Annotated in this window: 15 protein-coding genes and 4 pseudogenes; 9 read left to right on the top strand and 10 right to left on the bottom strand. The window is 69.5% G+C overall.

Translation table 11 applies throughout. The features are described 5' to 3' along the window. Nucleotides 1–295 precede the first annotated feature (295 nt). On the bottom strand, nucleotides 296–463 hold the full coding sequence (locus ACZ7EC_RS31580) for a hypothetical protein (RefSeq protein WP_471068227.1): 168 nt from the start codon (nucleotides 461–463) through the stop codon (nucleotides 296–298). Between the two features lie 810 nt (nucleotides 464–1,273). After that, nucleotides 1,274–1,427, bottom strand: a pseudogene (locus ACZ7EC_RS31575) (ABC transporter permease); the annotation flags it as partial. A gap of 63 nt (nucleotides 1,428–1,490) precedes the next feature. Here ACZ7EC_RS31575 and ACZ7EC_RS31570 point away from each other — a divergent pair. After that, nucleotides 1,491–3,122 (top strand): phytoene desaturase family protein, encoded by a 1,632-nt coding sequence (locus ACZ7EC_RS31570; RefSeq protein WP_471068246.1) that lies wholly within the window; start codon nucleotides 1,491–1,493, stop codon nucleotides 3,120–3,122. A 382-nt stretch (nucleotides 3,123–3,504) separates the two neighbouring features. Here ACZ7EC_RS31570 and ACZ7EC_RS31565 read toward each other — a convergent pair. Together ACZ7EC_RS31565 and ACZ7EC_RS31560 are read right to left on the bottom strand one after the other, a co-directional pair. Further along, nucleotides 3,505–3,918: pseudogene (locus ACZ7EC_RS31565) on the bottom strand (zinc-binding dehydrogenase); the annotation flags it as partial. Between the two features lie 263 nt (nucleotides 3,919–4,181). After that, a complete protein-coding gene (locus tag ACZ7EC_RS31560; RefSeq protein WP_471068224.1) occupies nucleotides 4,182–4,727 on the bottom strand; it encodes a GNAT family N-acetyltransferase in 546 nt (181 codons plus the stop codon). 102 nt (nucleotides 4,728–4,829) lie between these two features. Here ACZ7EC_RS31560 and ACZ7EC_RS31555 point away from each other — a divergent pair, with 102 nt between their 5' ends. Then, nucleotides 4,830–5,705, top strand: a complete 876-nt coding sequence (locus tag ACZ7EC_RS31555) for a LysR family transcriptional regulator (RefSeq protein ID WP_471068221.1) — start codon at nucleotides 4,830–4,832, stop codon at nucleotides 5,703–5,705. Between the two features lie 281 nt (nucleotides 5,706–5,986). Here ACZ7EC_RS31555 and ACZ7EC_RS31550 read toward each other — a convergent pair whose 3' ends face one another. After that, entirely contained in the window at nucleotides 5,987–6,199 is a 213-nt protein-coding gene (locus ACZ7EC_RS31550; protein WP_471068218.1) for a cold-shock protein, read from the bottom strand. Nucleotides 6,200–6,780: 581 nt separating this feature from the next. Between ACZ7EC_RS31550 and ACZ7EC_RS31545 the strand changes: the two genes are divergently transcribed. Further along, nucleotides 6,781–6,993: a DUF4287 domain-containing protein gene (locus ACZ7EC_RS31545; RefSeq protein WP_471068215.1), complete on the top strand. Its 213-nt coding sequence runs from the start codon at nucleotides 6,781–6,783 to the stop codon at nucleotides 6,991–6,993. Nucleotides 6,994–7,258: 265 nt separating this feature from the next. Here the strand turns inward: ACZ7EC_RS31545 and ACZ7EC_RS31540 are convergent, their stop codons facing one another. After that, nucleotides 7,259–10,768 (bottom strand): nSTAND1 domain-containing NTPase, encoded by a 3,510-nt coding sequence (locus ACZ7EC_RS31540; RefSeq protein ID WP_471068212.1) that lies wholly within the window; start codon nucleotides 10,766–10,768, stop codon nucleotides 7,259–7,261. Nucleotides 10,769–11,136: 368 nt separating this feature from the next. Here ACZ7EC_RS31540 and ACZ7EC_RS31535 point away from each other — a divergent pair, with 368 nt between their 5' ends. Continuing rightward, nucleotides 11,137–11,592 (top strand): hypothetical protein, encoded by a 456-nt coding sequence (locus ACZ7EC_RS31535; protein WP_471068209.1) that lies wholly within the window; start codon nucleotides 11,137–11,139, stop codon nucleotides 11,590–11,592. Nucleotides 11,593–12,068: 476 nt separating this feature from the next. Here the strand turns inward: ACZ7EC_RS31535 and ACZ7EC_RS31530 are convergent, their stop codons facing one another. Next, nucleotides 12,069–12,779, bottom strand: coding sequence for an SDR family oxidoreductase (locus ACZ7EC_RS31530; RefSeq protein ID WP_471068206.1), 711 nt, complete (start codon nucleotides 12,777–12,779; stop codon nucleotides 12,069–12,071). Between the two features lie 199 nt (nucleotides 12,780–12,978). Between ACZ7EC_RS31530 and ACZ7EC_RS31525 the strand changes: the two genes are divergently transcribed. From ACZ7EC_RS31525 to ACZ7EC_RS31510, 4 genes and pseudogenes are all read left to right on the top strand, one after another. Further along, nucleotides 12,979–13,620 carry a TetR/AcrR family transcriptional regulator gene (locus ACZ7EC_RS31525; protein ID WP_471068202.1) on the top strand — a complete coding sequence of 214 codons (642 nt, stop codon included), beginning with the start codon at nucleotides 12,979–12,981 and terminating at the stop codon, nucleotides 13,618–13,620. A 437-nt stretch (nucleotides 13,621–14,057) separates the two neighbouring features. After that, the gene (locus tag ACZ7EC_RS31520) at nucleotides 14,058–14,855 is read left to right on the top strand and encodes a maleylpyruvate isomerase family mycothiol-dependent enzyme (protein ID WP_471068199.1); all 798 of its coding nucleotides are present in this window, start codon (nucleotides 14,058–14,060) and stop codon (nucleotides 14,853–14,855) included. A 396-nt stretch (nucleotides 14,856–15,251) separates the two neighbouring features. Then, a pseudogene (locus ACZ7EC_RS31515) lies at nucleotides 15,252–15,692 on the top strand (SDR family oxidoreductase); the annotation flags it as partial. A gap of 340 nt (nucleotides 15,693–16,032) precedes the next feature. Continuing rightward, nucleotides 16,033–16,269 (top strand): hypothetical protein, encoded by a 237-nt coding sequence (locus ACZ7EC_RS31510; RefSeq protein ID WP_471068196.1) that lies wholly within the window; start codon nucleotides 16,033–16,035, stop codon nucleotides 16,267–16,269. A 20-nt stretch (nucleotides 16,270–16,289) separates the two neighbouring features. Here the strand turns inward: ACZ7EC_RS31510 and ACZ7EC_RS31505 are convergent, their stop codons facing one another. Further along, the gene (locus ACZ7EC_RS31505) at nucleotides 16,290–17,096 is read right to left on the bottom strand and encodes an aminotransferase class IV family protein (RefSeq protein ID WP_471068193.1); all 807 of its coding nucleotides are present in this window, start codon (nucleotides 17,094–17,096) and stop codon (nucleotides 16,290–16,292) included. Nucleotides 17,097–17,590: 494 nt separating this feature from the next. Between ACZ7EC_RS31505 and ACZ7EC_RS31500 the strand changes: the two are divergent. Further along, nucleotides 17,591–17,812 (top strand): annotated as a pseudogene (locus ACZ7EC_RS31500) (Tn3 family transposase); the annotation flags it as partial. 34 nt (nucleotides 17,813–17,846) lie between these two features. On the opposite strand, the gene ACZ7EC_RS31495 reads toward ACZ7EC_RS31500, so the two are convergent. Beyond that, on the bottom strand, nucleotides 17,847–18,512 hold the full coding sequence (locus ACZ7EC_RS31495; RefSeq protein WP_471068190.1) for a peroxiredoxin-like family protein: 666 nt from the start codon (nucleotides 18,510–18,512) through the stop codon (nucleotides 17,847–17,849). Beyond that, nucleotides 18,502–19,206 carry a TetR/AcrR family transcriptional regulator gene (locus ACZ7EC_RS31490; protein ID WP_471068186.1) on the bottom strand — a complete coding sequence of 235 codons (705 nt, stop codon included), beginning with the start codon at nucleotides 19,204–19,206 and terminating at the stop codon, nucleotides 18,502–18,504. The genes ACZ7EC_RS31495 and ACZ7EC_RS31490 overlap by 11 nt, the downstream gene beginning before the upstream one ends. Nucleotides 19,207–19,235: the final 29 nt, after the last annotated feature.

Raw genomic sequence — 19,235 nt, 5'->3', positions numbered from 1 at the left:
CCCCGCGGAGCGGGTCCCTTCGGGCTTCGCCCGAAGCAACGAGCCGGGGCGCTCCGCGCCCCGCCCGCTCCCGCTCCGCGTGAGCGGATGCGGTTCGCTGCGCTCACCGCCGGTTGGTACGCGCTGCGCGCGCATCACCAACCGCAGGGTGAACGGCCCGCGTTGCGGGCCGGGGCCGGGCCTTCGGCCGGCCCGTGGCCTCCGCTGCGCTCCAGCCACCAAAAAGCGCTTCCTGCATGGGAGTTGGGTGTGTGCCGCGCGGGGCGCGGCACACACCCTGGGGCTTGACACCTGGTCAGCGTCTACGGGACCAGGTACTGCCGATTCCCGCAACGTGCAGGGCCAATGCGGTCAGCCCCAGAAGCATGACGTTCACTGACGAGAACGTGTGATTGGTACTGATCTCCGCCGCGTTGATGAGGAACGCCACGAAGAACAGCACTGCCGCGGCTATGCCGAGCATGACCGGACTCCTCTCGATAGAACGTGAAGCCCGTATGCCCGGCCACTGCCCCCTCAGACGTGGGCGATGCCTTCGAAGCCCCGCTCCACCCGGCCAGGCCGGACCCCCGTACAGACAGATGACAGTCCATCAAGCATGGACATGGCTGGTATTTGCCACCTTGCGCGAAGCCGCGTGATGCACAGGCCGGCCCGACAGGGGCAACGCAAGACGCCTCAGAGACAAGCCCGCAGTGACGAGAAGCCCTGCGAAAACCACGAGGAGGAGAACGGACACCCACATCTGCCGACTCCCAGGCGCTTGCCAGCCCGTCCAGGCTGCGGACGCCGCCCACAGCAGGACACCCACGGCGTAGAAGGAACGGACATGATGCAACTGCCGCACAGCCCGCAGGAACTCAACACGCTCAATCTCCGCTGCCATGCCGAGCCGTGTACCCCAAACCACACAGACCAACAGCCAGGACCCTCCACTCCTGCGGTACCGCTCAACCCTGTTTAGATTGCGCGCACTCTCCCCTCGAACCACGACGTACTGCCCCACCCCGGCCTTCAACCAGCCCCTCCACCCTCCGAGAACGCCCGAACAGCACCACAGTGCCACCACCGCACTCCGCCCCCGAACGGAGACGATCGAAGTACCGCACGCCTTACACAACCGGTCGCCTTTACCAAGCACCTGCTTCAACTAGAGCCTGAGATAGGCTCTGGAACCAGGCGCTCCACAGGGTCATCGGCGACGACGCGTCGATCGACGCGATCAGTCCCCGGTGACCATGCAAAGGGGGGAAGCAGCAGGGGCAGCCGCACCCGGACTGGTGGGCGAAGGCGGTGACCAGCACGGTGTGCGCGAGGATCACGATCCACCGGGTGCCGTTGAGTAGCAGCGGCGGCCGGGAGAACGCCACCGGGGTGGAGAGGCCGACCACCACCGAGGGCGCCGCGACCGGCAGCACGAACGGTGCGTGACGAGGCTGTTCCCGGCTCGTTGCTCCGGGCACAGGAGAGCGGCTGCGACGGTGGTGGACATGGTGGGGAGCGTTCTGGTCGGCCGGCCGCTGGCCAGGGCCGAGGTGGCGGCCGAGTACGACGCGGTGGTGATCGGCTCCGGGGCCGGCGGCCTGACCACGGCGGTGTGCCTGGCGCGGCAGGGGCGTCGCGTCGCGGTGTTCGAGCAGCACTACACGGCTGGCGGCTATACCCATGCCTACCGACGGCGCGGCTGGGAGTGGGACGTCGGGATCCACTACGTCGGCCAGTTGGCGGCACGTGAGCCCGTGCGGGTCCTCTCGGACTACCTGACCGACGGCACACTCGCCTGGGCGTCGTTGGGCGACCCGTATGACGAGTTCCGCCTGGCCGGTGAGGTGTTTCGCGCGCCGGTCGGTCTGGCGGCCTACCGGGCCGGGCTGATCACACGCTTCCCTGCCGAACGGGACGGGATCGAGGCGCTGTTCACGTTGATCGAGCGCTGCCGCGGGGTGCTGCCGGCGCTCGCGCTGGGGCGGCTGTCCGGCCCGGTGGTCCGGCTTCTGGCCCGGGTGCTGCGGGCGGCGGCCGTGCCCCCGCAGGCGTTGCGGCCGGCCAGGGAGGTGGTGGGTGGGCTGATCGGCGATGAGCGGCTGCGGCAGGTGGTGCTCACCCAGAGCGCGCTACTGCTGGCCGACTCCACCGCACGCCTGCCGTTCTTCATGGTGGCGGTGCTGTTCGAACACTTCCGTACGGGCGCCTGGTATCCGGTGGGCGGCAGCGCCGCCATCGCACGCGCGATGCTCCAGCCGATCAGGGCGGCGGGCGGTGAGGTGTTCGTGCGGGCGCCGGTGGCCCGGATCGACGTGGACGGACCGCGGGCGTCGGGCGTGGTCCTGGCGAACGGCACGTGCGTGCGGGCGCCGGTGGTCGTCAGCGCGACGGGCGCCCAGAACACGTTCGGCACGCTGCTGCCCGGTCGTCCGGCCGACGGCGGGCGGTTGGCCGGCATGCGGCGCGGGTTCCCGTTCGTGCTGCTTTTCCTCGGCTTCGACGGCGACCCGGCGGAACTCGGGCTGCCGCGTCACAACCTGATGTTGACCGACGGTGACTGCGACTCCTTCTTCGACACAGCGGAGGGACGCACCAGCGGTCTGTTCCTCTCCTTCTCCTGTGCCAAGGATCCGACCTGGTCCACCCGGTATCCCGGACGGTCGACCGGCGAGATCCTCGCTTACGTGCGGCCCGAACTGTTCGAACCGTTCCGCGCGTCACGGTGGCGGGACCGGGACCCCGCATATCTGGCGCTCAAAGCCGAGATCACGGCCGACCTCCTCGAAGGGCTGTATCAACAGCTGCCGCGCACCAGGGGCCGGGTGGCCTATCACGAGCTCGGCACTCCGCTGACCGCTCAGCATTTCACCGGCTGGCCCGATGGCAGCCTGTACGGGCTGGCCAAGGATGTGACGGCTTTCGGCGACGGCCACCGCCCCGGCAGCGCGGACTGGTTGCGCCCACGGACCGGGATCGAGGGCCTTTACCTCGCGGGCCAGGACTGCCTGGCCGGCGGTTTCCTCGGCGCCGTTACCGGCGGTCTGCTGGCGGCCCACGAAGCCCTCGACCGGGTCGGCCGGTTCCGTCTGTGGGCAGGGTTGTTGAGACAGGGGATGACACCGGTGGCGAAGCAGTGAACTGTTTGCGGTCCCGAGCTTGTTCTCCGGCCTGCAGATCGGGCACGGCTCGGCTCCGATCACCGTGTCGGTGAGGACCGTGCGGGCTTGCTGCGCGCTGATCCCGGACGGGTTCGGCGCCCCTGCCGGATCGTGCAGGCGCCGACGTGCACGACGACCGGCAGAGGATCGTCCAGGCCGGACTTCGGCTCCATCAGGTATTCGGCCGACAGTGTTGCCGGGGTACGGGGCGTTGTGGTGTGCGCGCCCGGTGGGGGTCGAGGAGGCGCGGGCGAGGGCCTTGTGTACCTCGTCGCGCTGGAGCCGCAGGCAGGCCGGTCTCGCACATGATGCGACGGCGCACTCCGTGTCGGAGCGTTGCGCTTCAGGCTGCTGGAGGAGGTCATGGCCTCTGGTGGGATGGTCCGGCGGGGTTGACGACAGCCATCCACATGGGCTCGGTGCGGGCCTGCAGCATGTGCAGGGCGGTGCGGACGTCGGCGAGCGGGTAGCGGTGGGTGATCAGGTCTTCCGCCGGGAGGAGGCCGCTCTCCATCAGGCGCAGGATTTCGTGGGCGTCGGAGCGGGTGCAGGAGCGAGTGCCGATGAGGCGCCAGCAGTTGGTCATCAAGGCGAGGGCGAGGAACGGGGAGGGAGTGGGGTTTTTGCCCATGTGGACCATGGTCGCGCCGGTGGCGAGGGCGGCGGTGGCTTGCCAGGTGGTGGGGCCGTCGGGCGTGTAGTCGAGAACGGCGTCGGCGCCCCGGGGCAGCAAGTGGCGTAGCGGGCGGTGAGGCCGGAGTTGGTCGTCCAGTCGGTGTCCAGCTCCTCCAGGGCGACGGTGTCGGGGGGGATGGTGCCGGCGAGCCGGGCGGAGCCGGGGCGTAGTGCGGCGAGTGTCACGCCAACTTTCCTACATGCACGGCAGGTTGGGGAGAGATCACCTGCCCAGCCGCTCGTTGGTGGCACCGGGGCCGTCCCGGGGACGACGAACATGCCGGCCGCCTGCGGCTGTCGCACGCCTCTTGCGGGCCCCGCCCCGTATACCCGTTGGACCTTGGCACACGATCACGGAACCAGTCAGCTCTGGTCCGGACCCGGGAACGGAGTGGACTGCAGGCGTTGCATCCACAGGGAGCTCAGGTACTGGCCGTTCTTCACGGCGTACTCGTGGAAGGTTCCGATTTCGGCGAAGCCGAACTTGCGGTGCAGGGCCACCGACACGTCGTTCGGCAGGGCGATACCGGCGAGGGCGACATGCACCGGTTCGTCGGCCAGGAGGCCGAAGAGCGCACGGTAGAGGGCGGTTCCCAGCCCCCGTCCTCTGCTGTCCTCGCCGAGTCCGATGCTCACCTCGACCGTTTCCCGGAAAGCGTCCTGATCGCGGTAGCACTGGCTGCAGGCATAACCGAGAACCTGGTTGCCGCGCCGGGCGATGAGCATCCGGTACGGACCCGTCTCCGCGAACTGAGCGAACCAGTCCAGCCGCTCCTCCATGCGATGCGGTCTGGTGGCGAACCGGGCGTGCGAGGTCGCGGCCGTGTGATTCTGGATGGCGACGATCCCGGGCAGGTCATCCGTCATCGCAGGGACGAGTTCAACAGCGGTCTCGTAAATCTCGTGCAAGACGGGCTCCTCACCTCACGGGGATGTCGTACCGGCACGCTATGGGCGCCGTCGGCCCCACAGAACCCCATGATCCGAAGGCGCTGGCCATAGGCTGCACCTATGGCCCTGGAACTCGCCGACCTGCGTGTCTTCGTCACTGCCGCATCTGCCGGCTCGCTGTCCGCCGCAGCACGTGAGCTGCGCGTTGCGCAACCGTCCGTCAGCGAGCGGCTGCGCCGACTGGAACGGCTCGTCGGTCAGCCACTGCTCGACCGCTCCAGCCGAGGAGTGTCGCTGACGCCTGCGGGGGAACGGCTGCTGCCCCACGCGGAGCGGTGTCTGGATCTGGCGGCCCGGGCCCTGGACATCGCACGGGAGGACGACACCCGGGGCACCCTGCACGTGACCACCCACGCCAGCTACGCACCGCTGGCCGTCCCCTTCGTCATCGGTGCCCTGCAGCCGCTCAGATACGCCGTCGTGGTCGACGACCAGCACAGTCAGGACGCACTCCAGCGGGTGGCCACGGGCGCGACCGACATCGCCATCACACTGCCGATGCCGCACGCTCACGAGGTACGGCTGCACACGTTCCGCAGTGAGCCGGTCATCGCGGTCTGTCACCCTGACCACCCGCTCACGGCGCGCCCCTGCGACATTGCAGGGCTGAGCGGCCACCCCCTCGCCGTGAACCTCTGGGGCAGCGGTGCGCAACTCTTTCACGAACTGCTCCTGGACGCCCCCACCCGCGCGCATCAGCTCTACCGCATCAGTTCCGCCGAGACGGCAGCCGATCTCGCGCGCTCCGGGCAGGCCGTCGCCGTCCTCACCCGCGCCACCGTCGAACGCGACCTCGCCGCCCGCACCCTGGTCGAACTCGACGTGAGCGACATGCCCGAATGGCACGTTCACCTCATGGCAGCCCACCACCGCGAACGCGCCACCGAGCCCGCCATCGCTGCCGTGATCAACGCCCTGGGCCACCTCACGTCCTGACCCACCGCACCCACGGACACCACCACGCGGGAAACGCCCCGCCCCCACGCATCACCAGCCTCGTCCAAGCCGTCCTCACTCTGCACACCAGCCCTGACAGAAGCTGGAAAAAGCCCAGTACGTCAGGACGTACCGCGAGGCACATCACTCCGACAGGTGGCTGCGCGTGCACTCCCTGGAGACACGGGGCCGACAGCGCGAGGCCGGACACGGATGTCCGGCCCATCCTTTCGGACGCACAGGAGCCGAAGCAGGGTCGCCTGGACCTGAGCAGGCCGGATCTAGTCCTCGGGGATGACTTCGTCTGCCTGCATGCCCTTCTGTCCCTGCACGGCGACGAAGGTCACTCGCTGACCCTCCCGGAGGCTCTTGAACCCCGAACCCTGGACGGCCCTGAAGTGCACGAAGAGGTCCGGGCCGCTTTCCGGCGTGATGAAGCCGAACCCCTTCTCGTCGTTGAACCACTTGACGGTGCCACTCTGCCGCTCGGCCATATCCACTCCTGTGTTCTCGGGGGCTGACGTGACAGCAGCCCTACCTGTTGATCATCCATGGTCTTGAGGGCCAAGCCCCCCATCCGAAGGGGAACCGGCTGATAATCGCCGCTTCTGGTCGACGCTGCCGGCCTGGTGGCGACAGTGGAGGTGACCGGATGGAGTCCGCAGGCCGCAGAGGACGCGTTGGACACCATCGACCTGCTGGTGGAATCACTGGGACGCCTCGGCGCGCCCGTGGCCGCAGCCCTGGCGCCGGTCGGTCCCGCCATGGAGGCGCTCCGGGTGCTGATCGCCGCCTCGCGGCCGTCGACACCTGCGGCCCGCATCGCTGGGAAGGACGGCGACACCCCGCTCCCGCCTGCTCCCGCCCGCCGGTGCTCACCTCCAGGCGGCCGGGCGCGGAATGGCTCAGCCACGTCCTGCTGCGCGCGGAACGTGAGTACCTGAACGCCCACCGGGCATCGTTGGAGCCCTCGGAGACCGACAGCCACTCCAGAAGCTGTGTCAGATCTGTTGTTATGTAACGTTCTGACGGGCGGGCAGGCTGTGTTGTCAGTGGTGGGTGACATGCTGCGGTCATGACTGAACCTGTGAAGGGCCCGGCCAGCTACTTTCCGTCGATCGAGAAGAAGTACGGTCGTCCCGTAGCCGAGTGGAAGAACCTCATCCGTACGTCACCGTTGTCCAAGCACATGGAGCTGGTCAGCTGGCTCAAGGCCGAACACGGCTTGGGGCACGGCCACGCCAATGCTCTCGTCGCCCACACGCTCGCGGAGACCGACGGGAAGTAGGAAGGCAGGACGGGCTGACGGGGACGGCTCAGCCGGGGGCCGCGGGTGCGAGGCGGATTGTGTCGGGACGCGTGTGGATACGGACTGACCGCGGCGGGTCCACTGCCACAATCTCCTCGATGGTGCGGGGTGCGCTGCGAGACGCCGAGGAGCTCGGCTACCGGGCGGGTGCCCTCGAGCTGCTTGACGAGGTAACGCATCAGTGCACCCGCGGACTTGGGGATGGGGCGGATGAACGCGCGTTGTATGGCGGCGGTCCAGGCCGTCAGCAGCCGGGGGGTGTTCCGGCGGTATCGGCCAGCAGGGCGGCCCAGTGGTGCGTCCGGTGGGTCTGACAGATGCGCTCGGCCGTCCATTCCGGGTCCAGGCTCCATACCCGCCGGTCGCCGACTGCGCCGCCGATGGTTGCCAAGGTGCGGCCGTCAGGGCTCAGAGCCATGGCGACGATGCTGTCGGTGTCACCATCGAGTACCGCGGTAGTCCGGGCCGTATCCACTTGCCACAGCCGTACCGTGTGATCGTAGCTGCTGGTGACCAGGGTATGTCCGTCAGGGGAGAAGGCGACTCCTGAGACGGTGTCGCTGTGGCCGTGGAGGACGGCGAGGCCGTGGTGGCCGACTGTGCTCCACAGCCGGGTGGTCCGGTCGTTGCCGGCAGTGGCAAGGACACGGCCGTCGGGACTGAAGGCCAAAGCGGTCACGGCGTCGCTGTGGCCGTGGAGGACGGCGACGCCGTGGTGGCCGATTGCGCTCCACAGCCGGGTCGTCCGGTCGTTGCCGGCAGTGGCAAGGACACGGCCGTCGGGACTGAAGGCCAAAGCGGTCACGGCGTCGCTGTGGCCGCGGAGAACGGCGACGCAGCGGCGCCGGGCGACATCCCACAGGCGGACCGTCCCATCGTAGGCTCCGGTGGCGAGGGTGCGGCCGTCGGGACTGAAGGCGACCGCGAGGACCGTGGTGGTGTGTCCGGTGAGGACCGCGGTTTGTCGGTGCGTCGAGGCGTTCCACAGCCGCACGGTGTGGTCGTAGGCGCCGGTGGCGAGCTGGCGTCCGTCGGGGCTGTAGGCCACTCCCCACACCGCGCCCTCCCCCGCTCTCCACAGGGCCGTCCGGCGTTGCCGGGCAAGGTCCCAGAGCGACACCATGCCGTCCGCGAAGGTGGTGGCGAGGGTACGGCCGTCCGGGCTGAAGGCGGCCCGGTCGGCCTCAGCGGTGTCACCGAGCGTCGCGGCCCGGCGACGGGTGGCCGCGTCCCACAACTGCGCCCCGCCCTCCTGGTCGCCCGTGGCAAGGCTGTGTCCGTCCGGACTGAACGCCACCGCGTCGCCGGACACGGCGAGACCGCCGACCGTCCGGTGCGTGCGAGTGTCCCAGAGTCTGACACCGCTGAGGCCGGCAGTGGCCAGCGTGCGGCCGTCCGGCGAGAACGCAACGCCGGTCAGCGAGTCCCCGCGCTGGTCGAGGACCGCGAGAACCCGGCGTGCTGTGACACTCCAGACCCTGGCCGCACCGTCATCACCAGCCGCCACCACGGTCTGCGCGCCCGGTGAGAACGCCAAGGCGCGGACCGCGTCCTGGCATCCGGTGAGGGTGCCGGTGACGTGCCGGGTGACGGTGGACCACAGGCGTACGACGCGGTCGGCACCGGCCGCCGCCAGTTCGGCGCCGTCGGGTGAAAAGGACACCGCCAGAACGGCGCCGTGCTGGTCGAGGAAGTCCGTCGTCCGCCGCGTGGCGGTGTTCCACAGCCTGATGGTCCCGTCGGAGCTGCCGGTCGCGAGGGTGTGTCCGTCCGGGCTGAACGCCACGGCGTTGACGGTGTTGCCGTGCCCGGCGAGAGTGGCGGTCTCCCGCTGTGTGCGGGTGTCCCAGAGCTTGACGCTGTGGTCGGCGCCGGCGGTGGCCAAGATGCGGCCATCAGGGCTGAACGCCACTTCGTTGACCGCGTCGGTGTGCCCGGCCAGCGTGGCGGTCAGCGCGTGGCTGCGGGTGTCCCAGAGCTTGACGCTGTGGTCGGCGCCGGCGGTGGCCAAGGTGCGGCCGTCCGGGCTGAACGCCATTGCCCTGACGGCGGCTGTGTGCCCGGTCATCAGGTTCGCCGTGTACCTCGCGTACGAGCTCAGCAAGCTGCTCCGCGCTTCGAGGGTGGGGGCGAGCCGGGAAGCCTGGAGAGCCAGCACCATCGCTTGTTCCGGCATCTGCGGCAGCAGCGCGTCGGACTTGGCCGCGAGTTCCCGAGACGTGGCCGCGTCCCGCTGCCGATCCGCCTCATGCCGGGCCCGTACTGCGTAGCCGGCAGTCGTCATTGCCAGCAACAGCAGGATGCCGAGGAGGACAACCCCGCGTTGCCGCATCCGGGCGCGGTGCCGCACGGCTGCCTCTTCGGCGGATCGAGCGGCCAGGCCGGCCTCGAGGAAGTCGCGTTCCAGGCAGGTGAGGTCCCCGACCGGGCTGGCGGCGAAGGCTTCTTCGGCTACGGCGAGGCGGGTGCCCCGGTAGAGCGCCCCGGGGTCACGCTCGAGTTCGTCCCACGCCCGGGCGGCTTCCGTGAGCTGCCGGTGGACACGCATGCGTTCCCGGGCGTCGTCGATCCACTTCCTGAGCCGCGGCCACGCGGCGATCAGCGCCTCGTGGGTGAGATCGACCGTTCCGCTGTCCAGGGTGACGAGACGGCCGCGGACGAGACGCTCCAGGACTGGCGCCGTATCCGCCGAGTCTCCGAAATCGAGTTCCGCTCGAGAAGCGGGCCGCCGGGTGTCCGGAGTGCCTTCCCCGGGGGTGATCAGGCGGAGGAGGATACGGCGGGCGAGGTCGGCCTGCGCGGGGGTGAAGCGGGCGTGGATGTCCTCGGCGGTACGGGCGATGGCGCCATGCAGGCCGCCGGCTGCCTCGTAGGCCTCCAGTGTGAGGGCGCGGCCGGTACGGCGCTGCCAGGTTTCCAGCAAGGCATGTGACATCAGTGGCAAGGCGCCCGGCTCGTCCTCGACTTGTTCGAGAATGTGAGCCGTTAGTGCGCGTTCGACGATGAAACCGGCGGCCTGAGCGGGCTTCACGACGGCTTGGCGCAGGTCCTCACGGCACATGGGGCCGACCAGCACGGTGCCGTCCTGCATCGCCGCCGTCAGGGCTGGGTGTTCGGCACAGCGGCCGAGGAAGTCCGCGCGCACGGCGATGACCACACGCGCGCGGCTCGCTGGGTCGACGCACGTCAGAAGCCGGTTGATGAACTGCTCGCGTTCGGCAGGGTCGGTGCACACGGTGTACAGCTCTTCGAACTGGTCCACGATGAACCAGGTGTCGCCGTCCCCGTCGGCCGGTTCCAGGCGCTGGGCGTGGTTGCGCAGCGGGTGTTCACCGGGGGTGAGGATCCGAAGGGCCACCGGCCGCTGCCCAGACATGTCTGCGGTGCGCAGGCGCGGGACGAGACCTGCGCGCAGCAGCGACGACTTACCGCTGCCCGATGGACCGAAGACGGCGGTGAAGCGGCGGGAGACGGTCTGGCGGAACAGGCGTTCGGTGAGCTTCTCACGGCCGAAGAACACAGCCGCGTGGGTGGGTTCGAAGCGAGCCAGGCCCCGGTACGGAGGCTCGGCATCCCCCTCGGCCCGCGGTTCTGCCGCCGCTTCCGCAGCCGCTCGCCGCCACCGCGCCTCCCACTCCTTACGGTCTGCGCCGCATGCGTCGGCGTAGGCCAGCACCACCGGCAAGGTCGGCAGCCGCTCGCCGCCGGCGGCCTGCGACAGCGTGCTCGCGCCCTGCCCGGTGCGCTGTGCCATCGCCCGGTATGTCGGACTGCCCGCCTCCGCCCGGAGTTTGCGCAACTCGAACGCGAACCTCGCCACCGGCCCCTTGTCCGGATCCAGTGGGCTTTCGCGGCGCCCCGCCATGAACAGCCCCCTCCCGTCCCACCTCCGCGCAGACGCGGTGCCGTGGTCGGCCAAATTAGGGCCGCCTTCCGCGGAGGGCAAGCCGGGGGTGCTTTCTTCGGTCAGCGTCCCCGCGTCGCGCCCGACCTGCACTGTCGTCATTGATCAGGCCGGCGGGACCGGCTGCCCATTCAATCCCCCAGGCGGAAAGGTCGAGGTGAGACCGGGAAGGCCGCGTCTGGTCCATCCGGTTGTCGACACGGAGAAGGGAACCAATCATGAACGTGCACAAGCGGCTCGTCCTGGCGACAGCGGCCGTTGCGCTAGGTGCCGGACTGGCCGGCACCACGCCGGCCCAGGCGGACCAGTCGTCCGTCTCTGTCAAAGCCGCGACGCAGCGGCGGGACGTCTGCTTCTCCGGGGCGTGCGGGAGTGCCACCGTCACCTTCCGGAGCCACTCGAGCGCCAAGGTGAGCATGTCGGTCGCGGACAACCGCTGCGACGCCCACCCCGCCAAGGTGCGGATCCTTGCCGACCAGTACCACCTGAGCAGCGGGGCACGGTACACCTGGCACGGTCCCTGGCACGTCAACCACCGCGGCTGCCACGGCGGCACCGGTCCCGCGACCAACAGCACGTTCACCGGTGCCGACCCCCTGCTCGGCATGAAAGTGGAGATCTGCAACGACGGCGTGAAGTGCGTGACATCCTCCGAGATGAACAACCCCTACTAGTCCGGCCATCCGACACCATCGGAGCCAACTGACTGCGCGGCCGCGGCACCGGATCGGGGGAGGCGCCGGGGCCGCGCGTCCGGCTCGCCCGCCGCTCTCCCGGCCGCGTGGCCGGTGGCCCCGGCAACGCCGGGGGCCACCGGTGGGCGCCGATCTCCTGGTAACGGGCGTGCCGGGCATGGTGACCGCGACGTCATACGAGGCGATGAGGTGCAGGGGGAAGCGGAGGTCCAGGTCCGGGTCAACGGACGTCACCGCGTCCTCAAGCACCGAGCCGATTCCCTCATCTGCCGGGCTTGCGGGATCGCGAGCACCATCCGTCTGCAGACGGCTCTGCACCAGAGCGGCTGCGGCGTACCGTTCGCGGTCGCGGTGCCGTCGGCCCGCCTCTTCTCTGCCAACGGCGGCTGGCAGCCGCCGGGCGGATCGTGTCCCTGGAGTCTCAGGGGACTTCGGGGAATGGCAGGCCGGCTGGGTCAGCGGGTGAGCTGCGGGTAGAGGGCTTCGACGCCCGCGGACAGGCCGGCCTTGACGTGGTTGCTGACGTCGTCGGCGAGGATTTCGTACAGGCCCTTGTCGATCCCTTCCAGGGCGATGCGGACGATCTTCGCGGGGTCGGATTTGGGCACGTCGAGCGAAGCGGTCATATCGGTGTCCATGTAGCCGACGTGCAGGGCGCTGACCTGCGTGCCCTGCTCGGCGAGCTGAACACGCAGCGCGTTGGTCACCGACCAGGCGGCCGACTTGGCCGCGCAGTAGCCGGCCGCGTCCGGGAGGGACAGCCACGACAGGGCGGAGAGCACGTTGAGGATGGCGCCGCCGCCGTTGCGTGCCAGGACGGGGGCGAAAGCGCGGCTGACGCCGACGGTTCCGATGACGTGCGTCTCGAAGTCCTGGCGGAAGGCGTCGAGGTCGCTGTCGAGTACGGAACCGCCGAAGAAGCTGCCCGCGTTGTTGATCAGCAGGTCGACGTCGCCGGCCTGCTCGGCGGCGGCCTGCACGGCTGCGGGGTCGGTGATGTCGAGCGCGATCGGGATCACGCCGTCGGTGGTGATGGTTCGGGGGTCGCGGGCGGCCACGTACACCTTGCTCGCGCCTGCCTGGAGCAGCGCGCGGACGAAGCGGTCGCCAAGGCCGCGGTTGCCGCCGGTGACCAGAGCGACGGAGCCGTTAACGGACACGGTCATGGGGTTGCCTTCTCCCTGGGAAGCAGTGCGCACGGGGCGCGCTGCTGGGAATGTGTGATGAGCCGGACCGGCGATGCCAAAGACCGGGTGGGACCGGGAAGTCCGCTGATCACAGGCGGGAAACCGATCGGTTTCATGCTCGCTTCCGACTGTAAACCGATCGGTTTCAGTTGTCGAGTCGGCGCGGTAGTCTTCTTGCATGACACGAGCGAAGGCGGCAGCCGGCACCGACGTCCCGCCGGTGGGCAGCCCCGAGCAGGACGCTCCCGCAAAGGCGCCGCGCAAGGCATCGCCGCGCGAGCGGCTGCTCGACGCGGCAGCCGAACTCCTCTCCCGAGAAGGTGTCCACGTCAGCACTGACGCCCTGTGCCGGGCGGCCGGGATCTCCAAGCGGTCGATGTACCAGTTCTTCAGCAGCAAGGACGAGATCATCGCCACGTCACTCGCCCAGCGAGCCCCGGCGATCACCGCACTCCTCCTGCCCGAGGACGACGCGGAAGCCTCGCCGCGCGAGCAGATGCTGTACGTCTTCCGCCGACTGGAGGAGATCGCGCCGAGCCCGGATTTCCATGGCTGTCCGTTCCTGTCTGCGATGGTGGAACTGAAGGACACTGATCACCCGGCCTGCCTGATCGCACGGCAGCACAAGACCGAGATGACCGCCTTCTTCCGTGACCAGGCCGAGCGCGGCAAGGCCACCGATCCCACACTCCTCGCCCGTCAGCTCAGCCTGGTCTACGACGGCGCAGCGGCCCGCGCGGGCGCCGGTATCGAAGAACTTGACGGGCTTTCACTCGCCACCGCCACGGCACTCATCGACGCCGCAGGCGTGCGCCGGTAGCACCGGCCGCGCCCTCAGCCGGGACGCAGGGTCGCGTCCGGCCCTCCGCAGCGTGCATGTGTGGGCCGGCGCCGCTGCAAGCCTCCCGCCCCGAGGGTGTACCGGTGAAACCCGGCGCTCGTCACGCCCCCGCGGTCGGAGCAGGGCGAGCGGGGCGGGCACCCGCCCGGCGCCGCGTCCATCGCCCCGACCTCATCACATTCGCCAGCCCCGACCGTCTCAAGCGCACGTACTGGCCGCCCTTGAACAGGTAGCCGAGGTCGCGCTGGTCGCGCCGGTTCGATGCGGCGTCGATGCCGTGGGCGAGGGACCCCGCCCCCCCCCGCAACTCGTCGTTCGGGGGGTGTACGCCCCTGGGCGCCGATTCACCTTCGAGTGCGCTCCAGCCGCCACACTGATCGCGAGATCGAGCGCACGGCACAGAACGGCGGCTGCAGATGACGACCACGAACCAGGCGGGGCACCCCCTGCCGTACGACACCTACCGTGAGGCGATCGGGCGGGAGACTCGACGGTTCGCCGACGCGGTGCGGGACGCCGACCCGGCCGGCGCCGTACCGTCGTGCCCCGGCTGGACCCTAGCCGACCTCACCCGGCACGTGGGAGCGCTGCAGCGCTGGTTCTGCGTCCTGCTGTCCCGGCGGGTGCAGGAGATTCCCCGCGACCGGGACGTCGAACTGGGGCTTCCCGAGAACGTGCGGGACTACGCCGACTGGTTGACGGCGGGCGTGCCCGCGGTGGCGACTGTGCTGCGGGACACCGATCCTGGCGCGGCGATGTGGACCTGGGGCGCCGACCCGCACGCGCGGTTCTGGGCCCGGAGGATGCTGTTCGAGACGCTGGTGCACCGGGTGGACGCGGAGCGTGCCGTCGGCCGCGACGCCGATGTCGACCCGAGGTTGGCCGCGGACGGCGTCGACGAGTTCCTGGTCAACCTCCCTTACGCGGGGATCTTCGCGCCGGGGGTGACCGAACTGCGCGGCGACGGCGAGGTCCTCGCGTTCGGGTGCACGGACGCCGGTGGTGCGGCCGGCGAGGAGTGGCGGGTGCGGCTGGAGCCGGACGGCTTCCGGCCGATGGCGGGTGCCGGGGCGGCGGACTCCGCGGCCGTCCGGGCTCCGGCCTCGGACCTCCTGCTGCTGCTTTACGGCCGCCGGTCCTACCGGGAGCCGGTCTTCGAGGTGTCGGGGGACACCGGGCTCCTGGACCGCTGGTTCGCCCACACGGTGTTCTGACCCGCCATGCCCTGCGCCTGGCGGCCGGTGCTCATCCGGCCGCCGGTGATGGCTCCCAGGCAACCGAACTTGACCTCCGTTCCGTCGGGCAAGAGCCATCACAGCCGTGCGGACAGGCGCAGCAGGCCGTCGCCGTGGAGGTCACCCACAGGTCGTTGTCGCGGTCGCCGCAGTACAGCCTGTCCTTGAGCGTGGCCAGTGCCGGCCCGGAGGCGTTGGCATGGTGGGGCAGCTGCCGGTCGTCGCTCCATCTGTTGTCCGGGTCGTAGACGGCCTGCCTCAGGCGGCTGTCGGTGTCGCCCCGGTGCATGCACACCAGCTTGCCCCGGAATTCGGCCAGGGCGGGGTTCGCGGCGGTGCGGTGGCTGTCCAGCCGCTGGTCCTCACTCCAGGAACCGGTTCGAGCACACCCCCTACGACCGCTGGGTCACCTACGGCCGCTCCAAGAGCGCCGATGTGCTGCTCGCCGTCGGGATCGCACAGCGCTGGGCGCGGGACGGCATCACCGCCAACGCCCTCATGCCGGGCTGGATCACCACCAACCTCCAGCGCCACCTCGACCTGGCCACCCTCCAGGCGCTGGGGGCCGCGGACGAGGCCGGCAACCCCGTCGAGCAGCCCTTCTACAAGAGCCCCGCCCAAGGCGCCGCCACCAGCGTGCTGCTCGCCGCCTCCCCGCTGCTCGACGGCGTCACCGGCCGCTACTTCGAGGACAACCAGGAAGCCGCGGTCGCCACGGACCCGGCCGACCGCGGGGTCGCCGCGCACGCCCTCGATCCGGAGACCGCGGAGCGTCTGTGGGCGTACGCGAGCGGCGTCCTGGCAGCCGGGGACTGAACCGCTGGACGGCTCACCGCACGGGCCGCCGCCCCTCCCCGCGAGCGCCGGCCCGGCGGGGCGTGCCCGTGGGGATGCTTCTCAGCGGTTCGTCGTCGCGGGGGACCGGTTCCCCCTGGCGCGATGCGCCCGGACGCTACGAACCCTGGTTGCGGATCTACGGCGTGCTCCGGCGCCGGCAGCGGAACGGTACCTGGCCAGGTCTGTCACCCGGCTTCCGGCCGAGGCCGCCGCGAAGGGCCTGATCACCTGGGACGTGCATGCAGATTGCACCGTGTGCCGGGCCCACCAGCATGCCGCCGGGGCGTCGAAAAAGGGGACCTGCAAACGGAGTTGCCCGGTGGTCTCGCTGTTGCGTCGGCCGACCACGGTCCCGGACGTTCACGGGGAGGAGAAGCCGGGCTCCCAAGGCGGTCGGCCGCCGAAGTTCGACAAGGCCGAATACCGCGAACGTCATGCCGTCCAGTGCGGGATCAGCCGCCTCAAGCGGCATCGGGCCGTGCCCACGAGGCGCGACAAGCTCGCCGTCCGCCACGGAGTGACCGTGCTGGTCGCAGTCCTCGACGAGTGGCTGTGACCAACACGGTCCAGCAACGCTTACACGGTTTGCCAGGGGTTGGTCTCGTAGCAGTTCACGAGCAGGTCTGTCACGTCGGGATCGACGGACAACCCCGCTTCATCGATGCTCGTGACCGGGACGGCAGGCGAGATGGAGTTCGAGAGGAAGGCCGCGAGGGTCGGAGAGCCGGACGCCCAGGCTCCGAGGTCTCGGAGGTGTATCTCACGCCGCTCGGACGGGATGCCCTTGGCCGCCAGTCCTCGCTGCAGAAGCTGCATCGTGATTCCCGGCAGTACGGCGGCCTGGGGCCAGATCACTCTCTCGCCGTCGAAGAAACCGATGTTCGAGATCGAGGCCTCGCTGATCCGGCTGTTGCGATCGGTGAACAGGACGTCGTCGTACCCGGCGAGCACCGCCTGACGCCGGCGAAGGCTGAGTCCGAATGTCCCGGCGTGCTTGACGTGGGGCAGATCCCGCTCGTACTCCACTGTTCGCAGCCGCACAGGGGAGGTCCGTGACGCGATGGGCGCGCTCGTCGTGACAGCCACGTCCGGCTCCACCTCCTCGCCGCGCAGCACGGCATCCTGGTGGCGGCTGAAGACGGTCACGCGAACCGTCACCGCGTCCGGGGCAGCAAGGAGCGCGTGCCGCACACAGGACCGCACCCGGTCGTCGTCCAGCCCCGTTCCGAACAGTTCCCGCGTACTGTCGTCCAGCCTCTTCAGGTGCAGATCCAGTCCGCGGACTGCTCGACCCCGCGCCTGCAACGAGGAGAAATGCGAGTAGTTGGCCCGCGCGAGCACCTTCAGGTCTTCGCTGTCCGCTTCGGCACCGTTGACTTCCACCCGGTCGATGTCGACCCCTCCCTCACCCGTACCCAGCCCTACGCCCGTCTCTCGCCCACCCTAGGCACCGCATAGACGTCACGTTCACTGGATCGACGTTCACAACGACGTCATACGCCCTGCCCCGCACAGCGGTGACGGTGGTGGTGGCGCGCCGCCTCTCGCGTACCACCGCTCCGGCGAGCACGGCGAGCTCGTGCGGGAGCGGAATGCGAGGTGCCGGTGATCGCGCCCGCGATCGCCTCGGTGGTATCCCGTCGGCGCACCTTGCAGAGCGCGCGGGCCCCGGCAGAGACCGCTGGCCGCTCCCCCAGGTCACCGGCCCTTCGGCGCCGGGCACCTGCGTCGCTCCTGGCCGCCGAGCTGGAGGAGTGTCGTAGGCGATGAAGTACGCCGCCATCTCCTGGGCGAGGCGGCCAGCAGTCCGGCCACCGGAAGCAGCTCGCCGCTGGAGATGATCGAACGACACCTGGCTCCCCACCCACACGACCAGCTGGACGACCCGCTTCATCGACGCCGCCGTCGTCCAGCTCCAGGCCGGGGGCCACGAGGTCCGCGAGGAGGACATCGCCCGGCTTTCCCCGCTCAAGCACCGCAATGTGAACCTGCTCGGCCGCTACAGCTTCGTCGCCAGCGTCCCGGCCGCCGGCGCCCTACGGCCACTGCGCGACCCGGACACGCCCGGGCTGGATGAGGACGGCGAAACCGAGGTGTGAGTACGCCCGCACGATGATCCGAACGGATCCGGGCTCAGAGAGCTAGTTGGTCGAGGGCATCGAGAATCTGCTGGGTTTCGGTGCGGGTGCTGTAGTCGGGGTGGACGTCGATCCAGCGCAGCACGTGCTCCGAGTCGAGGATCGCCGTGGTCGGCATCGGCAGCGTGGTGGTGGCATCCGCATTGACCGCGGTGATGTCCACGCCGAGCTGGAGCTGCGCCGCGCGGGCCTCGGCGGAGGGCGCGGTGAGGATCCCGAGCTGGCTGGCGATGGTGTTGCCGGGGTCGGAGACGACGGGGTAGGCGAGGTCGTTCTTCTCGGTCGTGCTCAGTGACCCGTCCGGTGCCTGTGGGCTGATCGCGACCAGGGCGACGCCGCGCTTGGTCAGTTGCGGCAGCAGTTGGGCTTGGTAGGTGGACAGGGCGATGTTGCAGTACGGGCACCACACTCCGCGGTAGAACACCAGCACCGCGGTGGCGTTGCCGGTGACGGCGTAGAGGGTGCTGGGGGCGCCGTGCGGGTCAAGAACGTCCGCGTCGGCGACCACGGTCCCGGCGTCGGCGATCCCGGCCGGTAGCCCGGCGGCGGCCAGCTCGGCTTGTTCCCGGCCGAAGGCGCTGGTCACCTCGCTCGGCAGTTGCGCGGCCGAAGCTGCGTGCATTTCGGCTACGCGGTCGGTGATCGTCGGGTCAGTCGTCATAGGAAGGCTCCTTACTCACAGTCGAGGGCTCGACGCACTCATTTGCGGAATCGGCTACTACTTGCTTGCGGAGCGAATCAACCCAGCGGTCGACACGGCGAGCTTCACGTCTCATCAGGTCGGGCGAGCCAAGGGAATGTGTGAGCACGGCCGCCCCTTGATATGCGGCGATCAACTGGACGGCAAGCTCGCGAGGGTTGGCGCACCCCAGCTCCCGGAATTGCCGCTCAGCCCAGTCGATCGGCGCCTGAATCAATTGGGCCGCGTGATGATCAGTTCCGTTGGACCGCTTCTCAAGCTCGGAGCACAGCGTTCCGAACGGGCAGCCGTAGAGGGATATCAGCTCCGCCTGACCGGCCAGTTCTTCGAAAAGCGCCTTCAGGCGTGCGCCCGGGGTGTGATGGGCCTGCTCGAAGGCGGCGAACAAGTCGTTGAGAGCCCCGAGCCGAGCAGTGACGACAGCGTTGATGATGTCGTCCCTGGTCTTGTAGTAGTAATAGACGTTGCCCGGCGGAACGTCGGCAGCACCGGCGATCTCAGCAAGCGTGGTGCGCTCCACTCCTTGCTGATGGAACAGCTGAACAGCGGCATCGATCAACCGTTGCCGCTTCGAGGGACGGTCCACCGGTTCGGCGCCGGAAGTGGCAGGTACTGACTTAGTCATGTCACTCCCAAACAAGGTGTTGGAAATCAAGGATTCCAGGTGATCTCGTCACCTGATGA

The organism is Streptomyces sp. NPDC037203 (assembly GCF_055605065.1).
Note: the sequence above shows the minus strand (reverse complement) of the source record. Positions and strands in the feature narration are given on the sequence as shown.

Coding starts and splice junctions, on each gene's coding strand:
- ACZ7EC_RS31580 (WP_471068227.1), bottom strand. CDS start 463: ATGCTCGGCATAGCCGCGGCAGTGCTGTTCTTCGTGGCGTTCCTCATC.
- ACZ7EC_RS31570 (WP_471068246.1), top strand. CDS start 1,491: ATGGTGGGGAGCGTTCTGGTCGGCCGGCCGCTGGCCAGGGCCGAGGTG.
- ACZ7EC_RS31555 (WP_471068221.1), top strand. CDS start 4,830: ATGGCCCTGGAACTCGCCGACCTGCGTGTCTTCGTCACTGCCGCATCT.
- ACZ7EC_RS31550 (WP_471068218.1), bottom strand. CDS start 6,199: ATGGCCGAGCGGCAGAGTGGCACCGTCAAGTGGTTCAACGACGAGAAG.
- ACZ7EC_RS31545 (WP_471068215.1), top strand. CDS start 6,781: ATGACTGAACCTGTGAAGGGCCCGGCCAGCTACTTTCCGTCGATCGAG.
- ACZ7EC_RS31540 (WP_471068212.1), bottom strand. CDS start 10,768: ATGGCACAGCGCACCGGGCAGGGCGCGAGCACGCTGTCGCAGGCCGCC.
- ACZ7EC_RS31535 (WP_471068209.1), top strand. CDS start 11,137: ATGAACGTGCACAAGCGGCTCGTCCTGGCGACAGCGGCCGTTGCGCTA.
- ACZ7EC_RS31530 (WP_471068206.1), bottom strand. CDS start 12,779: ATGACCGTGTCCGTTAACGGCTCCGTCGCTCTGGTCACCGGCGGCAAC.
- ACZ7EC_RS31525 (WP_471068202.1), top strand. CDS start 12,979: ATGACACGAGCGAAGGCGGCAGCCGGCACCGACGTCCCGCCGGTGGGC.
- ACZ7EC_RS31520 (WP_471068199.1), top strand. CDS start 14,058: ATGACGACCACGAACCAGGCGGGGCACCCCCTGCCGTACGACACCTAC.
- ACZ7EC_RS31495 (WP_471068190.1), bottom strand. CDS start 18,512: ATGACGACTGACCCGACGATCACCGACCGCGTAGCCGAAATGCACGCA.